Here is a 15,840-nt window from a genome sequence, read left to right on the forward strand (position 1 = left end):
AGGAACTGTAATTATAAGTGGGAATATTTTCATGAAATAGGTTGATTGGAACGAAGACTGAACGCCCTAGGAAAGCGCCAAGTTGGAACGAAAATCAACCTCGTGTTATGATGCTAGGTCTGATTAATGCGCATCTGATAATTTAAAATACTTTGAAATTTGGTGGGATTAGATGACGAAAGAAACAATACTGATAGTTGATGATGAAAAAGAGATTAGAAATCTTATTGCTATTTATTTAAAAAATGAAGGCTACGATATTCTAGAAGCAAGTGATGGAGAGGAGGGCTTAAATCTTTTAAAGAAACATAAAGTACATTTAATTGTTCTAGATATTATGATGCCGAACGTGGATGGCATCGAAATGTGTATGAAGGTAAGGGAAATAGCCGAGATGCCTATTATTATGCTGTCAGCAAAGTCTCAAGATATGGATAAAATCGTGGGATTATCCATAGGGGCAGATGATTATGTAACAAAGCCCTTTAACCCTTTAGAGCTAATTGCGCGCATAAAATCTCAACTTCGTAGATATATCAAAATGAATCGACTAGATAGTATGAATGAAAGTGAGATAGAGATTGGTGATCTGCGAATTAATACCGACACACATGAAGTAATCGTCAACAATGAAAAGGTAAAGCTTACGCCAAGGGAGTTTTCTATTCTTGAATTACTTGCAAGAAATCAAGGCATAGTCATGAGCGCTGAGCAAATTTATGAAAAGGTTTGGAAGGAAGAGGCTATACAGTCTGAAAATACGGTAATGGTACATATACGAAAAATACGAGAAAGAATTGAGACAAATCCAAGAAATCCTCAATATATTAAAACAGTATGGGGAGTAGGTTATAAAATTGAGAAAGATCATTAAGCCATTCAAATACTTACTAAGTAAACTAAAAATACTTATTGTAAAGGCTATTACGAAAGTACGAGCAAGTATTAGAGTCCAATTATTAACGACTTTTATTGTTTGTGCATTTTTAGGACTACTTGCCGCACGGGTCACGCTCCCGTTTGTTTTAAATATCAATGAAACAGCTACAGTTGATTATAGTCAAGGGATGCAGCAGATAAATTTTCAAGCGCAGCAAGTTGCAGAATTAGCTGTCAATGATAATAGTATAGAATCCTTACAGAAAATGATTGAATCAGAAAATGACAAATTAGGACAATATCAAGGTGCGTTGAAAGTGTTAGTTACCGATGAGAGCGGTAAGGTATTGTATAAGACGAAACAAGTGGAAGAGGAACAAATTGATTTACATAATAAAATTCGAAATGTAATGGATTTTGCGATAAATCACCCACTCTATAATTATGAGATACCGGCAATCGAACAATCGCGGCAAGAATTTATTGCCTTTTATCCATTAACTTTAGATAATAAAAACTTTTATTTGTTCGTTAGTGGAATTCCCGAGGGGACGGTTATTGCAAAGTCGACAGAGGGTTTTATCCCTTTATTTATTGGAATTGTTGTATTTGCTTTCTCATTCTTCTATATAACGAAAAGAAAAATGAAACAAATCGAGGCGCTTGCTAAGGGGGTAATGGAAATCGCAAAAGGAGATTTAACCTATCGCATTGAGAAAAAGGGGATAGATGAAATCGCTTTATTAACAGAGAATGTCAATCAAATGACCGAAGCTATTATGACGAATATAGAGATGGAACGGAAGATTGAAAAACAAAAAAATGAATTAATTACGAATGTTTCGCATGACCTACGAACACCACTTACTTCGATTATGGGTTATTTACGATTGTTAAGAGATGAAAGGTATGACACAAAGGAGCAATATGATGAGTATTTAAAGATTGCTTTCTCAAAATCCGAACAGTTAAAGAACCTGATTGAAGATTTATTTGAATATACGAAGCTAACGAATGACAGCATTGTCCTTGGGCAACAGGAGGTATGTATGAATGAGCTTCTCGATCAATTAATTGAGGAGTTGATTCCGCAAGCGGAGGAAAACCATCGGACATTTATTAAAAATTTTTCAGAGGAGCGGATTTTTGCTTCAGTGGATTCTGAGAAAATTGTTAGGGTCTTTGATAATTTATTAATGAATGCCATTAAATATAGTACAGGTGACGGTGAGATTTTTGTTTCTCTTAAAAGAAAAGAAAGTAATGTTCAAATCTGTGTTGCTAATGAAAGTGATGAATTTACATCTGAAGAGCTAACGAGCTTATTTGAGAGATTTTATAAAAAAGATCAATCAAGAACAAGTGTAGCGGAAGGCTCAGGACTTGGACTTGCTATTGCAAAGAGCATTGTAGAACTACATGGTGGCAAAATCGACGCGAAGTATACGGATGGTATGTTGCAGGTTAACATTGAACTGCCTATTACAGCTTTATAAAAAATAGAAAGGTAGCATCTAATAGTACAATGCTACCTTTCTTCATGGGTGAATTAGTTGCTCAATAGTGAGAATATGATTGGCTTTAGTGTGAGGGAGTATCTTTTGTAAGTGCAAAAAAATATTTTTGTCCTTAATAATAATTTGAATTTCTGTATAGCTATATTGTTTTTGGACTTCTTGAACATATTCTGTAATTTTCAATAAATGATGTGGGTCTTTCATTTCTACTTCTACAAAAAAGGGCAGCGTTAATTGATGTAAACTTAAGCAACCGCGGCGAATCCAAATCGCTTCATTGACGTAATAACGGATAGGTAATTGACGATTACTTGCGATAAATAAGTCCATTTATGTCTCCTTTTTTATATCATGATGATAGTAATGATGGATAGAACCATCAAAATGACGGATAGAACCGCCAAAGTGACGGATAGAATCATCAAAATGATGGATAGTGAACCCTTTAAAGACAGATACGTATACATCAATCGTCTTTAGAAAATATTTTAACGCAATTGATTGTATTTCGTCATCTTGCAAGTTTATTGAAGAATTTCTTTTCTAATTACGTCAATACTATATGTTATATTTGGCTGTAAAAGGGGACATTTTGATGAAGAAAATGATAGTATTTACTTTATTGCTACTTTTTGCAGTTTGTTTTACTTCAATATTTGTTCACGCTAAGGAGAACCATGAAGAAGACTTAGTTAGTAGGTTTATGCCATCGAATGCGTCACTTATAAGCCCTAAAAATCCTTTCTCCACACGGCCAATTCAATTTTATGACTTAGACCAAGATGGACAGAAAGAAATAATATTCACTTATAACATTAAAGCAAAGGGTTACCCTTTTCAGTTTGGATCAATAGTGCTAAAAAAACACAATACAGATTGGCGAAAGATTTGGGAAACTAAAATGCAAGGAGTCGATTTGGATTTTTCTGGTTTGGTAGATATTACCGGTGATGGCACAAAAGAATATTTATTTGGTGTGACGATTGGGGCGGCAATGGGAAGCAATCTGGAAGTGTTCCAATGGATTAATAACTCATTCAAAAAGATTGCTGAAATTCCTTATCACAAAATGGACTTTGTAAATGGAGTACAAAAAGTTGGTCTAGCAGTTTGGCAAATGTATATTGGTGATAGTTATTTAGTGGATGTATTAAAATGGAATGGTGAAAAGTTGGTCTATAACGAAGAATTATATTCTAATTACTATCCAATCATCGAAAAGTTTTATAAAGAAAAAATTTCAAATATGGATGCCTGGTTTTATTGGTATTGCCTTGCAGATGCCCAAATCAAAGCAAATAAATTTGAAGAAGCATCTAAATCTATTCAAAAGGGGATTGCATTAGCTAAAAAATTATCAATGGAAGATGTAATCGAAGACTTTAATGATTTAAAGGAAAGACTAGAAAATAAACAAAAGCATTCGCCAAAATAAAAACGCACATTACTAAAATCATTTAGCAATGTGCGTTTTTTTATTTGGATAATGAGTAGACTTTAGTGAATATCACGTTTTTTGAAGTTCCCACCACGTACCTCTGAAACATCAGAAATAACTATGAAGGCACCTTCATCAATATCTTTAATAATTGATACAAGTTTATTTTCTTCCATACGGTTAATAACACAGTTTAATATATCAGTTGGTTCATTGGAGAAACCGCCTCGCCCTTTAGTATATGTAACACCACGACCTAAACGAGCTTGAATCGCATCACCAATTTCCTCTGATCTTGCACTGACAACACGAACATCTTTTGATTTTTCTAAACCATCTTGGATAATATCGATAACGTTTTTCGCAATAAAGTATGTTAAAGCTGAGTATAGTGCGCTCTCTAAGCCAAAAATAAAGCTTGCCCCTAAGAAAATAAAGGCATTAATAAATAATATAATATCCCCGACTGAAAACGGAACCTTACGTGAAAGTAACACGGCTAAAATTTCAGAGCCATCCAAAGCGCCACCGTTACGTAAGACAATCCCAATCCCAACACCAAGTAACATACCACCAGATAAAACAATTAATAGTGGATCATTCGGACCTAAAATTGTTTTAACATCATGCATAAGCACTGTGGAAATAGATAGAGCGGCAATCCCAGCAGTACTCATCAATGCAAATGTTTTACCTACTTGTTTGTAGCCAATCCAAATAAACGGAATGTTTAATACAAAGAGCAGTACGCCTAATGGAATACCAAAGAGGGTTGCGCCCATAATACTAAGCCCCGTCACGCCACCATCAATGACATCATTCGGAATTAATACCGCTTCTAGTCCATATGCCGCGATGATGGCGCCAATTATAATCATGATAAATTTTCTTGTGTTTTCAACTGACTTACTTTTTTTCATAAATCTTCTCCATTTCTTTATGTAAAATACTACTTAAGGTTTTGGAATAATATTTATTGCTATTGTTTTTGTCTCAGTATCAGTCTCTTTATTTGAGTCGGCCATATTATAGTATCTATTAATTAAACCATTTAATTCATTTTCAAATTTATTGAATTGATCATTCGTTAACGTTAAATCAATAAATGAAAAAGTTGCACAATCTGCAAGACTTTCTTCTTCATCAAGTGAATGTAAATAATTTTGATATTGAGATAGTAAAGTTAATTGATAGTAGGAAACATAATTTAATTTTTGTTTGATTGTTAGTTGTGCCCAATCATCCTCATTAAGTTTTTCTGCTCCTTCATTTACTGCATAAAATTTTTCTGTAACAGAACGTACTTTTCGCTCTTTCACAATTTTTATGATGTTTTCATCCACTAAAATTTGAATGTGCCGATACAAAGTAGCTTGAGGTACATCCTTTATGATAGAAATCATCTCCAAAGTGCTTAAGCCATCTTCTTTCTCGTGCATGAGAGCTTGTAAAATTTTCATTCTCACAGGGTGCATTAATACCTCTGCTTTATTCCGCATAAAACGATCCTCCTATCATATGGAATCAAGGGAAGCAATCAAATGTTATCAATATGAGAACATTACCAAAAAATATACTATAGGTTTTTTAAAAGGATGTACAGTAAAAAGGTAATGAAATTTTTTACATCTTTTGTTATCATTATTGATAATGATAATGAATGGAGGGCTTTAGAAATGAAATTACACTATGGTTTTGATGATTTACTACAAATAGATTGGGCAAGTATACTTCCAATCATTTTGCCATTTATATTCGTAGGATTTGTTCTAATCATTGTTGCTTTATTCGACTTATACCGGCACCGCGATACGAGAGAAAACATACTAATGTGGACCATTATTATTTTGTTCTGTAATTCAATTGGTTCTGTTCTATACTTCATTATTGGTAGAAAGGATGTAAATAAACGTGCGCTTAGAAATTAAAAATATTACGAAAAAGTTTAAACAAAAAACAGCCGTAAATGATTTTTCAATGGTCATTGATGTTAATGAGTGTGTCGGATTAATTGGACCAAATGGAGCGGGGAAATCCACGTTAATTCAAATCATTGCCGATATTCTGAATGCAGACAAAGGAGAAATTCTTCTTGATGGTCAAAAGATTTCATCTATGAGAAATCATATTGGTTACTTACCTCAGTATCCTAATTTTTTTTCATGGATGACAGCATTTGAAACATTGTCCTTTATGGGGACACTTTCTGGCGTAGCAAAGAATGAATTGAAGAAAGAAATCCCATTGCTTTTAGAAAAGGTCGGCTTAGGGAAGGAAGCACATAGTCATGTCGGGACATTTTCTGGTGGTATGAAGCAACGCCTTGGCATCGCACAAGCATTATTGCATAAGCCAGCTTTAATGATTATGGATGAACCGGTATCAGCGCTAGATCCAATAGGTAGAAGAGAAGTGTTAAATCTATTAAAAGAGATCAAACAAGAAACGACAGTTTTAATATCAACGCACATATTGAGCGATGCAGAGGAAATTTGTGAGCGCTTTGTGATGATTAAAAATGGTTGCAAAATAGAAGATGCTACAAAGTCAGAGCTGCTAAAACGCCATCAAGAATCAGCTATCTTTTTTGTGATCAGAAAGGCAGATTTTCAGTGGTTAACAATGATTGAACATTTACCATATGTGAAGAAAATCGAAAACTGTGGAGATGGCTTCAAAATACACGTTGAAAATTTGCAAACAGATGCTAATCGACTAATACAGCATGGATTAGATTCAAAAGTGATGTTTACTAAATTTGAAGTAGGTATTCAAGACAATCTAGAAGAAATATTTTTGGAATTGGTGGTGTAATAAAATGAGTGCTTTTATTGCATTAAGCAAAAAAGAAGTACAGCAAATGGCAAGGGAATATAAAATATTTTGGCTCCCAATCGTATTTATTTTACTAGGGCTAACTCAGCCGATTATGATGTATTATTTACCTGTTATTTTACAATCAGCGGGTGGTATTGAGGGTATAATAATTGATCCTACGATGGCAAAGCCTGTGGGACAGGAGGTACTAGCCTCAACATTAAATTCACAGTTTGATCAGCTAGGCATTATTATATTGGTCGTTGCCACTATGAGCATTATTCAAGGAGAAAAAGCGAATGGCATGATGGCATTTATCTTAACAAGGCCAGTATCGATATCTTCTTATTTAAATAGTAAAATCATCATCCATTATATATTGGCGGTTATATGTATAGCTCTTGGCTATGCAGTGTCCTATGGCTATTCAGCGTATTTATTTACTTCGGTTCCTATGACGCAAGCTATGTGGGCTTTAGCATTTTATTGTGTTTGGCTAGTATTCATCATAACGTTTGTCGCAATGATGAGTACATTTTTTAATAGTCCTGCATTTATTGCACTAATAAGTATTGTTAGCCTATTTATTTGTCGTTTTATCGCTGGCCTACATCCATTAATAGATGTTATAAACCCTGCTAGTAATAGTATGTATGCAACAAATATTTTAATGTCGGGTGATGTGGGATCTTGGGTTGGCATCAATATTGTAGTAACGCTGCTGTTAGTTGTATTGATGATCATTACTATGCAAAGTTTCATTGCGAAAAAGAAATTTTAAATGAAATTAGGTGAAAAAATTTGTTATCGATACAAGATTTACAGAAGTCGTATGGCCAGCAGGAGGTTTTAAAAGGAGTAGAGTTAAAAATAGAAAAGGGAGAAATACTGGCGTTTGTTGGTGGGAATGGTGCAGGTAAAACAACGACATTAAATTGTATTGCTGGATTAGTAGAACAAAATTGCGGAAAAATAATAATTAATAATGTTTCGAAATCGCAATCGCTAGAATATAAAAAGCAATTTTATTTTATACCCGATACGATTCATGTATTTCCAAATATAGCGGCATATGATTGGATACATTTTGTTTTGAAGCTATATGAAAAGACTGATGATGAAAAACTACAAAGCTTTATTAGCATCTTTGGTATGGAAAAAAGTATTTATAAACCTATGGGAACGTATTCTTATGGAATGCTTCATAAGATTGCGTTGATTACTGCTTTTGCAATTAGTCCGCCTATCCTAATTATGGATGAGCCGTTAAATGGATTAGATCCACTTGCTGTCGTTGCTTTTAAAAATTGTATGAAAGAGTATGTTGAAAAAGGGGGGACCGTGCTCTTTTCAACTCATTTGTTAGATGTTGCTGAGAAAATTTGTCAATCCATTTCGTTTTTAAAAGATGGCAAGATCGTCTTACATGAGCGTGTTGAGAAATTGCTAGTCGATGGGAGCTTAGAGACTATTTTTATGGAGAAACAAGCTAATGAAGGATAATATGCAATTAATCAAATTCTTTTTAACATCCTTTTATGCAAAGCCAAAGCAGCCAGTAATTCAAGCACTCCTAATTATTGCATTTATTTATGTAGCCATGCAGTATTTTGTACTTACCTTCATTATCTATTTCATAGCGACCCCAGAGGAGTATTTATTTTACAATGTTCTTCTTTCAAATGGTGTGACATATTTATTGATTTCGTATTTTGCCATTTCGGTAGTGTTTAGTCAAAGTGATTTTGCTATATTTGCTCATTTACCGATTTCAGCGAAAAAGGTTGTCATGTCTAAAATTATAAGTGGAGTAACTCTACCGATAATGGCGGTAAGTATTTTATCAATACCTACATTTTCGATATTCCTGAAAGAGTTTAGTCTAGGTGTTGCTATAAAATCAATAGTATTTTTACTTGTCATGAACGTTTTAATTGTATTAATCCTTCTATTAGTGTTGTCCATTTTGAATCATTTTCGCAGTGTGTTTATTAATGCATCCGTATTTCTACTAGTTAGGATGACGCTTATAGTAGGTATTGGTATAAGCCCAATACTGTACTTTCTAATAAAAAATAATCATGCAATCAGCACTGTTTTAGTGAAATTAGATGTTTCAACAATATCATCCTTAAGTGCTTCAATTTCTGATTTTCTAGAAATAGGTTATCGTTTTGCAATGCAACAGTCATTGGTGGAGACGCTTTTGTCATTTAATACGGCAATAAGTTTTATCTTATTATTCGTACTATGTTATGTATTGTTTAAAGCAACTATAAAAATAATAGCGTCTAAGTATTATGAACATGGCTTGCTTGTAAGTAGAATAGAAAAAACGACTAAAGTTTGGGGGAGAGATATTCAAAGCAGCTGGATCAATTATTTGCAGCGTGAATATTGGATTATTCAGTCTGAACCTTATTTTAAAATGCAAGCTATTTTAGGGATGATTTTAACGCCAATTTGTACAATCATTTATTTAATTCTCGGACAGACGACTATTTTAAAGGTTGAATGGATGTTGGACAACGAATCTTTTCTATTTGTCTATATGGTTTTGTTGATGAGTTGTATGAACAATATTAGTGGGACTCCCTATTCAAGAGAGGGGAAATACTATGCATCTAGCATGACACTGCCATTTGATTCACAAAAGGTTTATCTAGCAAAAGTTATGACTTCATCATGTATCGGCATGATATCGGTTGTAATAAGCTATATTATTTATATGCTATTTGCTAGAGCTGGTTTTATAACAGTACTGCATTTACTGATTACTTTACTATTAGTCATGACTTATAATTTATTGTCTCCGCTTTATGATAGAAGGCATCCGTTACTTGAATGGTCTAATCCATCGGAGGCAATAAAATCAAATCCTACAGTTTTAATAAGCTTGCTTTATGGATTACCGATATTGATTGTCATTGGGCTTCTCCATTTTAGCTTGCTTACTTTCAATGTTTCTCCATCGATGACAGCCCTAATTATTTTGGTAATTGTAACTTTATGTACAATTACAGTAATTTATAAAATGTTTTTTGAAGGAAAGAATATGAAAGGATACTTAAACAATTGAATGTGAAATTAGATCTAAAGAGTAACATTCCTTTGTATCTTAATTCAGTGGGTGACCAAACACCTACTGAATGAAGATACAGCGTCCGGACGCAATTACGCCAAGGCGAAATTGATGTGAAGTTAACCCAGCAACTTCTTTTTGAAATAGCAAAAGGGAACTTGCAAAATGGTGACCCATTGCCTTTCATTCGTAATTTAGCGGCTGAAACAAATCTCAATCTTCATACCGTTCATAAAAGCTACAAGGAGCTTCAAAAGAAGGGGATAATTGATATAAAACCTAACTCAAAAGCAATTGTTATTAAGTCCGCTGAAGCAAAGAGCTTTGACCTTCAACAAATTTCTATAAAGGTTGAACAAATAATGTGTGAAGCTTATGTTTTAAGTATTATCGAACATCAACTACAGCAGATGTTACATGAAAATTTGCATAAATATTATAGTGAGCGTTAAGAGAGAAAGAGATGGCTGCTGCAATATACAGAAGCCATCTCTATTTAATTAACATGTATTTTAGTAAACTCATCCTTGGTCTTTCCGAAATAGACCTCGTCGTAAGGCAGGATAAGTAACTGCCATACAAAAAATTCTTAATGAGATATAAATGTAGCTTTAAAATAAAGTTTGAACAAATAATAAGAAGCATCATTTTGAAAAAAGACTAATCAAAATGGATGCTTCTTTAGCATTTTTTAGTTTGCTTATTATAAAAAAGTTTGATCATTTTCTACAGCGTTACTTCATAATTGCGCCCGATTGTGGGAGATTATAAGCATATTTCTTGTTTAAATATTGCACCCCGTTAGTTCAATAAGAAAAGCAAATCTAATATCGAATAGTACATACTTATGATACGGTTCTCCGTGATATGGCTAAGTGAGGTTTTTTAGTTTTGCTTAATCATATCTCTCTAAAGATGTAATATAACATTCACCATCAATTAATTCTATTGTATATTTACTATTTTGTTGCAGATCATTATTTCATCAGACTGTCCGCCATGGACGATACGGAAGTTCTGCTCCATCCAGATAGCGGAGACACCTGCGTCCGTAATAATACTTCCTTGATTGACAAATTTCCCATCAAGGAGCGTATATACATTATACATGCACCGTTCGACAAGCCAATGTACATGAATCATGTTCTCATACATTGAGTTCGTACTAGTAACACACTAGGATCAAGGAGCATTGGCTGCTATTTATTCGGACTCAGAACCACCAGTATTTACTGTGCCTTTAGGCTCCACCAACATGATATGGCATTCATTTTCGGCGAAAGGCTTGTGTTCGGCTCCTCCTGGAACAATAAACATCTCTCCCTTGCAAATTTTCACCTGACCATCACGAAAAGCAATGAACATCTCTCCTTCGAGCACAATAAATACCTTATCGGCGCCTTGATGCTCGTGCCATATAAAATCCCCATCAATCTTAACCAACTTGAATTGAAAGTCATTTATTTCACCAACGACTTTCGGTGACCAGAGCTCGTTGAATTGAGATAGTTTCTCATTCAGATTAATAGCTTGGTAATGCATATTCATCTCTCCTTATTTTTTGACCTTCATAATGCCGTTTGTTTTCGAAGGAATTCTTCTCGACTTTTCAGAACTTATGCAGGGCATTTGTTATATTTTTCAAAGCATATTCGATAGCTAATGGACCACCAGTAATAGCAGAGGTATCCATTAAATGGACATTGCCTTTCTTTACGGCATTCAGATTATTCCATACTTTACTTTGTTTTAAGTCATTCATTAATTTTTCTTTTTTTGTAATGTCACCTATAAGGAAAATATGGTCTGCTTGAACAGTTGAAATTCCTTCAAACGTAGTAAATTTATTATTATTACCTTTTAATGTATCATCTGGTGTAAGCCCCAGTCCCTTTTCTTTATCAAATGCAAGTGTATAAACAGGATTTTCTTCACCTAGAACATTAAAAGTTTTTCCATCCCAAGACAATATAAGTGCTACTGACTCTCCTTGAATCGACTTTAATGCATCACGCCAAGTTGTGATTTCTTTCATCATTTTATCAATTACTTTTTCCGCTTCTTCTTCTTTTCCAATAATCTCAGCTATTGTACGGACTCCATATTGCCAATCTTCATAGATGTCCTTGGATTTTAACGTAATGACTGGCGCAACTTTTTCTAGTGAATCATACAATTTTTCATGATGTTCTGTTGCTAAAATATAATCCGGCTCAGTAGATAGAATTTTTTCAATACTAGGAGACAATTTATCTCCTAATTCTTCAGCTGAATCCAATTTTCCTGCTAGATAAGATAAAGAAGATAGATACTCTTTTTCAGTAGTAGCAACAGGCGGCTCACCTAATGTAACTAATATTTCAGGATAAAAATACCATAGCGAGACCATTTCTTCTGGTTTTTCTTCGATAACAATTTCTTTACCTAAGGCATCCTTAAATGTTCTTGGCCAATCAGTTGCATCTACATTAACTGCTGATGATGCGCCTTCTGTAGTTGATCCTTTATTTTCAGCAGGCGTTTCATTACAACCTGCTAGTATGCCTGCTAATAATAGCATTGAGATTAGCAGGCTTTTAATATCTTTAGCATACGAAATTCCTCCAACATATTATTTTCTTTGGTATGCCATTAGTATAATAAAGTAATTTTTAGATTAGAATGGATGCTTGTTGAAATTAGCATGGATTATTGATGAATTTTTCTCGATATTCAGTAGGAGAAATACCAAATTGTTTCTTGAACACTCTACTAAAATAAAAGGGGTCAGCAATTCCAACAGTTTGCGCAATTTGTTGTACAGTTGCATCACTTGTAAATAGCATTTCTTGCGCCATGTTTATACGATATTTTAATAAATATTCTGCTGGTCCCATACCTGCATGTCTTCTAAATACATAAGAAAGTCGATTTCGATTAACGTTATTTTGTTCTGCAAGTGATGTTATTGTAAGGCTTTGATAATAATATTCATGAATATAATTAGACACCCGTTCGAATAAAGTATGTGATTCACAGCTATTTTGCCTATTAACAACACATAATAAGGCTTCATTCAGTGCATCGCGAAACAGCATTTCTGTCTGAAACATCGAAATGCCTCCACGCTGATTATATACATGCCAAAGACGCATAATTAATTCGATAAGACGAGGAGATTGTCCTGTTGATAATTCAAAATGCTGATGAGAAAAGCTTGACTCTTCTAGTTCTGAGTTGCATATCCGGTATAAAACAAGAATATATTCCCAATTCGTGTTACCAAAAATTTCTTGAGCTAGTTTCATTTTTGCACCCCCATGCACAACTTTTCCTGGCGAAAGGGTATAAGGCGTGCCATTAAATTGAAATTGTGTCTTTCCTGTAAGTGGAAAAACAAATCCAGGGAAAGAATCGGTATAGTCAGCGTAAGGCACACCTGAATTTCTAGCATATCGGTATACTCCTTCTACTTGAAAAGGAGTGTGTGCTAAATGCTCTGCTAACTGATTAACGTCGATTTTCATATTACATACCTCATTTCAATAATAGTTTGCCGGTAATCCGGGCGGAATCAATCAAAAATCTGCCGCTGAAAGGTGGGCATGAAGACTCTCGCCTATTTTCACATTACCGATAATGATTATCATTGTCAATCGATGACTCAGTAGAGGCTGGGACAAAACCTCAATAACAGTAAAATATAGTACAAAGCTCCGCAGAAGAAAAAACAGGTGCCATCTATCGACAACGAAAAATCAATATAGAACCAGTTTTTGGATTTTGAAGGCTAATTTACGTCTCACTCTTCTCTGTCAGGGGAAATCAAAGGTTGAAAACGAAATAGGGCTTGCATTGATGGGGGTCAATCTCCAAAAATACACGGGTATTTACAGAGAAATAGGGTAGAGAAAACGGGAGAACTCATTGAATCCAGAAAAAAAGAGAACTCGAATAACATCGAATTCTCTTTTTCTTGACTATCAGCTAGTTATGTCCCAGTCATTAAAGAGATGAGTACTAGATAATACACTTAGAAAAAAGCCGATAATATATATAACAACTACACCAATCCATCTCCCAGTCTTTTTCATAAACAGTTCATCTCATGTTTTTTTGGCTTAATTATCATTAATATAGAGTTTAAAAACCACCTAAAATGTAGTCAAATCAACGTTTTGTGGTTCAAGATTAAAACCGAACTTACTTATGATACGGTTCATCGAAACTAATATTAAATTGTATTACTAACAAGGGAGTGGAAATGTATAAATCCGAAAAATGGGAAGATATTGAGAAGATATAGGGTTGTCTAAAAGAGAAGATGGTACTGGAATTTTGAAAGGTAATATCTCAAAAAGTGATATTTACTTTTTTTTTAATTATTTTATTACTTTTGGTGAAGAAGCTTTTATTAAAAGTCCATCTGAATTATTGAATGTATGAAGGAAAAGTTAAATAATATTTTAAATCAGTATAACTAACTAAAATTTAAACTATTACACTCAAATGGAACTTACATTTAAGAATAATATAAATCAAAATGTAAGTTTTAATTGTATTTATTCCATTAAATGAACCTTTAATGAAAACGTGCGCTGATCCTTAGTACAGAATCGCGCCCTTTAATGGAATAAGCCTCTTGTTTATTCTAAACGATTAGACATTATTAACTGTTCAAACTCTTGTATCCCTGCTTTTTCACCGAATAAAATCTTCTCTAAAGTAAGAGTTAAAAAATATGGTATCTTGTTTAACTCGTTATCCGTAAAGTCTAAGTTATTTAGCATTATTATAGCTTTGTTACTATCCTTGTAACTAATTAACCCTGAATAATAACCTGCCCAATATCCTTCGTGAAGTATAATCTTCTTATATTGAGGATGGTTCTCTATTTTCCATCCAAGTCCATATCCCCCGAAATTTTCGTGCAAACAAGGACAATACCCATTAGCACCTTCTCCTTTAATGAAAACTGGATCTATAATACTTTCCTTTGTTTGTTCTGATACCAGGTCATTATTATAAATAGCACGCTCCCATTTTATCATATCATCTACGGTGGATTTTATACCGCCATCACCTTTAACACCATCAAGGAAGTAAACATACTTATGTTCTTCCATTGCATTCGGAAGTCTATACAAGTCATGTTCCCAATCATAGATAAAACCTAACGAAAAATTTTCAATTTTGCTATCTAGAAATTGCGAATGCGTTGATGTATTGAACATATTTAAAGGTGTGAATATTCTTTTCTGTAAAAACTCTCCGTACCCCATTTTAGAAACCATTTCTATGATTTCTGCAAGTAATACATACCCAGTATTACAATACTCCCACTTTTCATTCGCGTGGAATAATACTTCAGGCTTTACATCCTTCAAAAATTTAACTACATCTTTATTCGTTGCAATTCTATTAGGGTCCCAGTTACCTGGATCTTCAAACCATTCCATGTAATCTAGAAGTCCAGAAGTGTGATTTAACAGATTTTTAATAGTAATGTTTTCATAAGAAAGAAAAGGAAAAAACTTTTTAAGATTATCATGTAGCTCAAGTTTTTTCTCCTCAATTAGTATCATAATTGCCATTTCTGTAAAGCTCTTCGTAAGTGAGGCAATTTCAAAGACTGCATCAAGAGACTGTTGACTTGAGTCAGTTCTCTTACCAATTGCTCTCTTGTAAAATGTTTTACCTTCCTCAGATAATAATACAACCCCACTAAATAGACTATTTTGTTCTAAGAAGTCTAATACCTTATCTAGTTCTTTATGTTTCAAATTTTGTCCATTCATAATTCGATGACCTCCATCTATGTTTTTTGTATTTAATATGATATACATTATTATCTGGAGGGTGGACCTCTTATTGTTGGTTATATAAAGTTGAAAATATAAAACAAGTTAACTTCTTCTTTTTTATCAAATTATTATTCCATTAAACTACCTTTTAAGTTAATAACAATTATTTCAAAATTCGGCTATTTGAGCAATCCCTTTATTCAAGAATATGGCCCGATTGTGGAATAAGAAAATTATCAAACTTTATTAAAAGACCACAATAAAAAATACATCCATTATCTAGATTTAATGGATGTATTTTTATATACAAATAAAAGTTTGATT

At 33.6% G+C, this 15,840-nt stretch carries 17 protein-coding genes and 1 pseudogene; 10 read left to right on the forward strand and 8 right to left on the reverse strand.

What is annotated here, in order from left to right:
* Positions 1–172: 172 nt before the first annotated feature.
* Both ACVYAD_RS05035 and ACVYAD_RS05040 read left to right on the forward strand, forming a co-directional pair.
* Entirely contained in the window at positions 173–874 is a 702-nt protein-coding gene (locus ACVYAD_RS05035; protein WP_386827755.1) for a response regulator transcription factor, read from the forward strand.
* The gene (locus tag ACVYAD_RS05040) at positions 858–2,375 is read left to right on the forward strand and encodes a sensor histidine kinase (RefSeq protein WP_476425016.1); all 1,518 of its coding nucleotides are present in this window, start codon (positions 858–860) and stop codon (positions 2,373–2,375) included. The genes ACVYAD_RS05035 and ACVYAD_RS05040 overlap by 17 nt, the downstream gene beginning before the upstream one ends.
* A gap of 42 nt (positions 2,376–2,417) precedes the next feature.
* Here ACVYAD_RS05040 and ACVYAD_RS05045 read toward each other — a convergent pair whose 3' ends face one another.
* Both ACVYAD_RS05045 and ACVYAD_RS05050 read right to left on the reverse strand, forming a co-directional pair.
* Positions 2,418–2,726, reverse strand: coding sequence for a hypothetical protein (locus ACVYAD_RS05045; RefSeq protein WP_476425018.1), 309 nt, complete (start codon positions 2,724–2,726; stop codon positions 2,418–2,420).
* Positions 2,727–2,918: a hypothetical protein gene (locus ACVYAD_RS05050; protein WP_476425020.1), complete on the reverse strand. Its 192-nt coding sequence runs from the start codon at positions 2,916–2,918 to the stop codon at positions 2,727–2,729.
* 73 nt (positions 2,919–2,991) lie between these two features.
* Between ACVYAD_RS05050 and ACVYAD_RS05055 the strand changes: the two genes are divergently transcribed.
* Positions 2,992–3,831, forward strand: coding sequence for a hypothetical protein (locus ACVYAD_RS05055; protein WP_476425022.1), 840 nt, complete (start codon positions 2,992–2,994; stop codon positions 3,829–3,831).
* A gap of 62 nt (positions 3,832–3,893) precedes the next feature.
* On the opposite strand, the gene ACVYAD_RS05060 is transcribed toward ACVYAD_RS05055, so the two are convergent.
* Complete coding sequence (locus ACVYAD_RS05060) at positions 3,894–4,754, reverse strand: YitT family protein (protein WP_349659529.1); 861 nt, start codon at positions 4,752–4,754, stop codon at positions 3,894–3,896.
* Positions 4,755–4,787: 33 nt separating this feature from the next.
* Entirely contained in the window at positions 4,788–5,333 is a 546-nt protein-coding gene (locus ACVYAD_RS05065) for a helix-turn-helix domain-containing protein (RefSeq protein ID WP_349659528.1), read from the reverse strand.
* A gap of 177 nt (positions 5,334–5,510) precedes the next feature.
* Between ACVYAD_RS05065 and ACVYAD_RS05070 the strand changes: the two genes are divergently transcribed.
* The 6 genes from ACVYAD_RS05070 to ACVYAD_RS05095 all read left to right on the forward strand — a co-directional run bounded on the left by ACVYAD_RS05070 (position 5,511) and on the right by ACVYAD_RS05095 (position 10,185).
* A complete protein-coding gene (locus ACVYAD_RS05070; RefSeq protein WP_476425024.1) occupies positions 5,511–5,762 on the forward strand; it encodes a PLD nuclease N-terminal domain-containing protein in 252 nt (83 codons plus the stop codon).
* A complete protein-coding gene (locus ACVYAD_RS05075) occupies positions 5,746–6,648 on the forward strand; it encodes an ABC transporter ATP-binding protein (protein ID WP_476425026.1) in 903 nt (300 codons plus the stop codon). The genes ACVYAD_RS05070 and ACVYAD_RS05075 overlap by 17 nt, the downstream gene beginning before the upstream one ends.
* Before the next feature lie 4 nt (positions 6,649–6,652).
* Positions 6,653–7,432, forward strand: coding sequence for an ABC transporter permease (locus tag ACVYAD_RS05080; protein ID WP_476425028.1), 780 nt, complete (start codon positions 6,653–6,655; stop codon positions 7,430–7,432).
* Positions 7,433–7,452: 20 nt separating this feature from the next.
* Positions 7,453–8,154 (forward strand): ABC transporter ATP-binding protein, encoded by a 702-nt coding sequence (locus tag ACVYAD_RS05085; protein WP_476425030.1) that lies wholly within the window; start codon positions 7,453–7,455, stop codon positions 8,152–8,154.
* A complete protein-coding gene (locus ACVYAD_RS05090) occupies positions 8,144–9,730 on the forward strand; it encodes a hypothetical protein (protein WP_476425032.1) in 1,587 nt (528 codons plus the stop codon). Before ACVYAD_RS05085 ends, ACVYAD_RS05090 begins: the two co-directional genes overlap by 11 nt.
* A 116-nt stretch (positions 9,731–9,846) precedes the next feature.
* Complete coding sequence (locus ACVYAD_RS05095) at positions 9,847–10,185, forward strand: GntR family transcriptional regulator (protein WP_476425034.1); 339 nt, start codon at positions 9,847–9,849, stop codon at positions 10,183–10,185.
* Positions 10,186–10,936: 751 nt separating this feature from the next.
* Here ACVYAD_RS05095 and ACVYAD_RS05100 read toward each other — a convergent pair.
* From ACVYAD_RS05100 to ACVYAD_RS05110, 3 genes are all read right to left on the reverse strand, one after another.
* Positions 10,937–11,275: a cupin domain-containing protein gene (locus ACVYAD_RS05100; protein ID WP_476425036.1), complete on the reverse strand. Its 339-nt coding sequence runs from the start codon at positions 11,273–11,275 to the stop codon at positions 10,937–10,939.
* 67 nt (positions 11,276–11,342) lie between these two features.
* Positions 11,343–12,293 (reverse strand): ABC transporter substrate-binding protein, encoded by a 951-nt coding sequence (locus tag ACVYAD_RS05105; protein ID WP_476425037.1) that lies wholly within the window; start codon positions 12,291–12,293, stop codon positions 11,343–11,345.
* A gap of 118 nt (positions 12,294–12,411) precedes the next feature.
* Positions 12,412–13,239: a helix-turn-helix transcriptional regulator gene (locus tag ACVYAD_RS05110; protein ID WP_476425039.1), complete on the reverse strand. Its 828-nt coding sequence runs from the start codon at positions 13,237–13,239 to the stop codon at positions 12,412–12,414.
* A gap of 191 nt (positions 13,240–13,430) precedes the next feature.
* On the opposite strand from ACVYAD_RS05110, the pseudogene ACVYAD_RS05115 reads away from it, so the two are divergent.
* Positions 13,431–13,621, forward strand: a pseudogene (locus ACVYAD_RS05115) (transposase); the annotation flags it as partial.
* Between the two features lie 737 nt (positions 13,622–14,358).
* Here the strand turns inward: ACVYAD_RS05115 and ACVYAD_RS05120 are convergent.
* Positions 14,359–15,510 carry a serine hydrolase domain-containing protein gene (locus tag ACVYAD_RS05120; RefSeq protein ID WP_476425040.1) on the reverse strand — a complete coding sequence of 384 codons (1,152 nt, stop codon included), beginning with the start codon at positions 15,508–15,510 and terminating at the stop codon, positions 14,359–14,361.
* Positions 15,511–15,840: the final 330 nt, after the last annotated feature.

The organism is Lysinibacillus sp. G1-3 (assembly GCF_056322905.1).

Excerpts from the sequence above, each read along its gene's own strand:
- ACVYAD_RS05065 (WP_349659528.1), bottom strand. The coding sequence starts at position 5,333 with ATGCGGAATAAAGCAGAGGTATTAATGCACCCTGTGAGAATGAAAATT.
- ACVYAD_RS05090 (WP_476425032.1), top strand. The coding sequence starts at position 8,144 with ATGAAGGATAATATGCAATTAATCAAATTCTTTTTAACATCCTTTTAT.
- ACVYAD_RS05035 (WP_386827755.1), top strand. The coding sequence starts at position 173 with ATGACGAAAGAAACAATACTGATAGTTGATGATGAAAAAGAGATTAGA.
- ACVYAD_RS05100 (WP_476425036.1), bottom strand. The coding sequence starts at position 11,275 with ATGCATTACCAAGCTATTAATCTGAATGAGAAACTATCTCAATTCAAC.
- ACVYAD_RS05070 (WP_476425024.1), top strand. The coding sequence starts at position 5,511 with ATGAAATTACACTATGGTTTTGATGATTTACTACAAATAGATTGGGCA.
- ACVYAD_RS05080 (WP_476425028.1), top strand. The coding sequence starts at position 6,653 with ATGAGTGCTTTTATTGCATTAAGCAAAAAAGAAGTACAGCAAATGGCA.
- ACVYAD_RS05105 (WP_476425037.1), bottom strand. The coding sequence starts at position 12,293 with ATGCTATTATTAGCAGGCATACTAGCAGGTTGTAATGAAACGCCTGCT.
- ACVYAD_RS05055 (WP_476425022.1), top strand. The coding sequence starts at position 2,992 with ATGAAGAAAATGATAGTATTTACTTTATTGCTACTTTTTGCAGTTTGT.
- ACVYAD_RS05110 (WP_476425039.1), bottom strand. The coding sequence starts at position 13,239 with ATGAAAATCGACGTTAATCAGTTAGCAGAGCATTTAGCACACACTCCT.
- ACVYAD_RS05060 (WP_349659529.1), bottom strand. The coding sequence starts at position 4,754 with ATGAAAAAAAGTAAGTCAGTTGAAAACACAAGAAAATTTATCATGATT.
- ACVYAD_RS05120 (WP_476425040.1), bottom strand. The coding sequence starts at position 15,510 with ATGAATGGACAAAATTTGAAACATAAAGAACTAGATAAGGTATTAGAC.
- ACVYAD_RS05045 (WP_476425018.1), bottom strand. The coding sequence starts at position 2,726 with ATGGACTTATTTATCGCAAGTAATCGTCAATTACCTATCCGTTATTAC.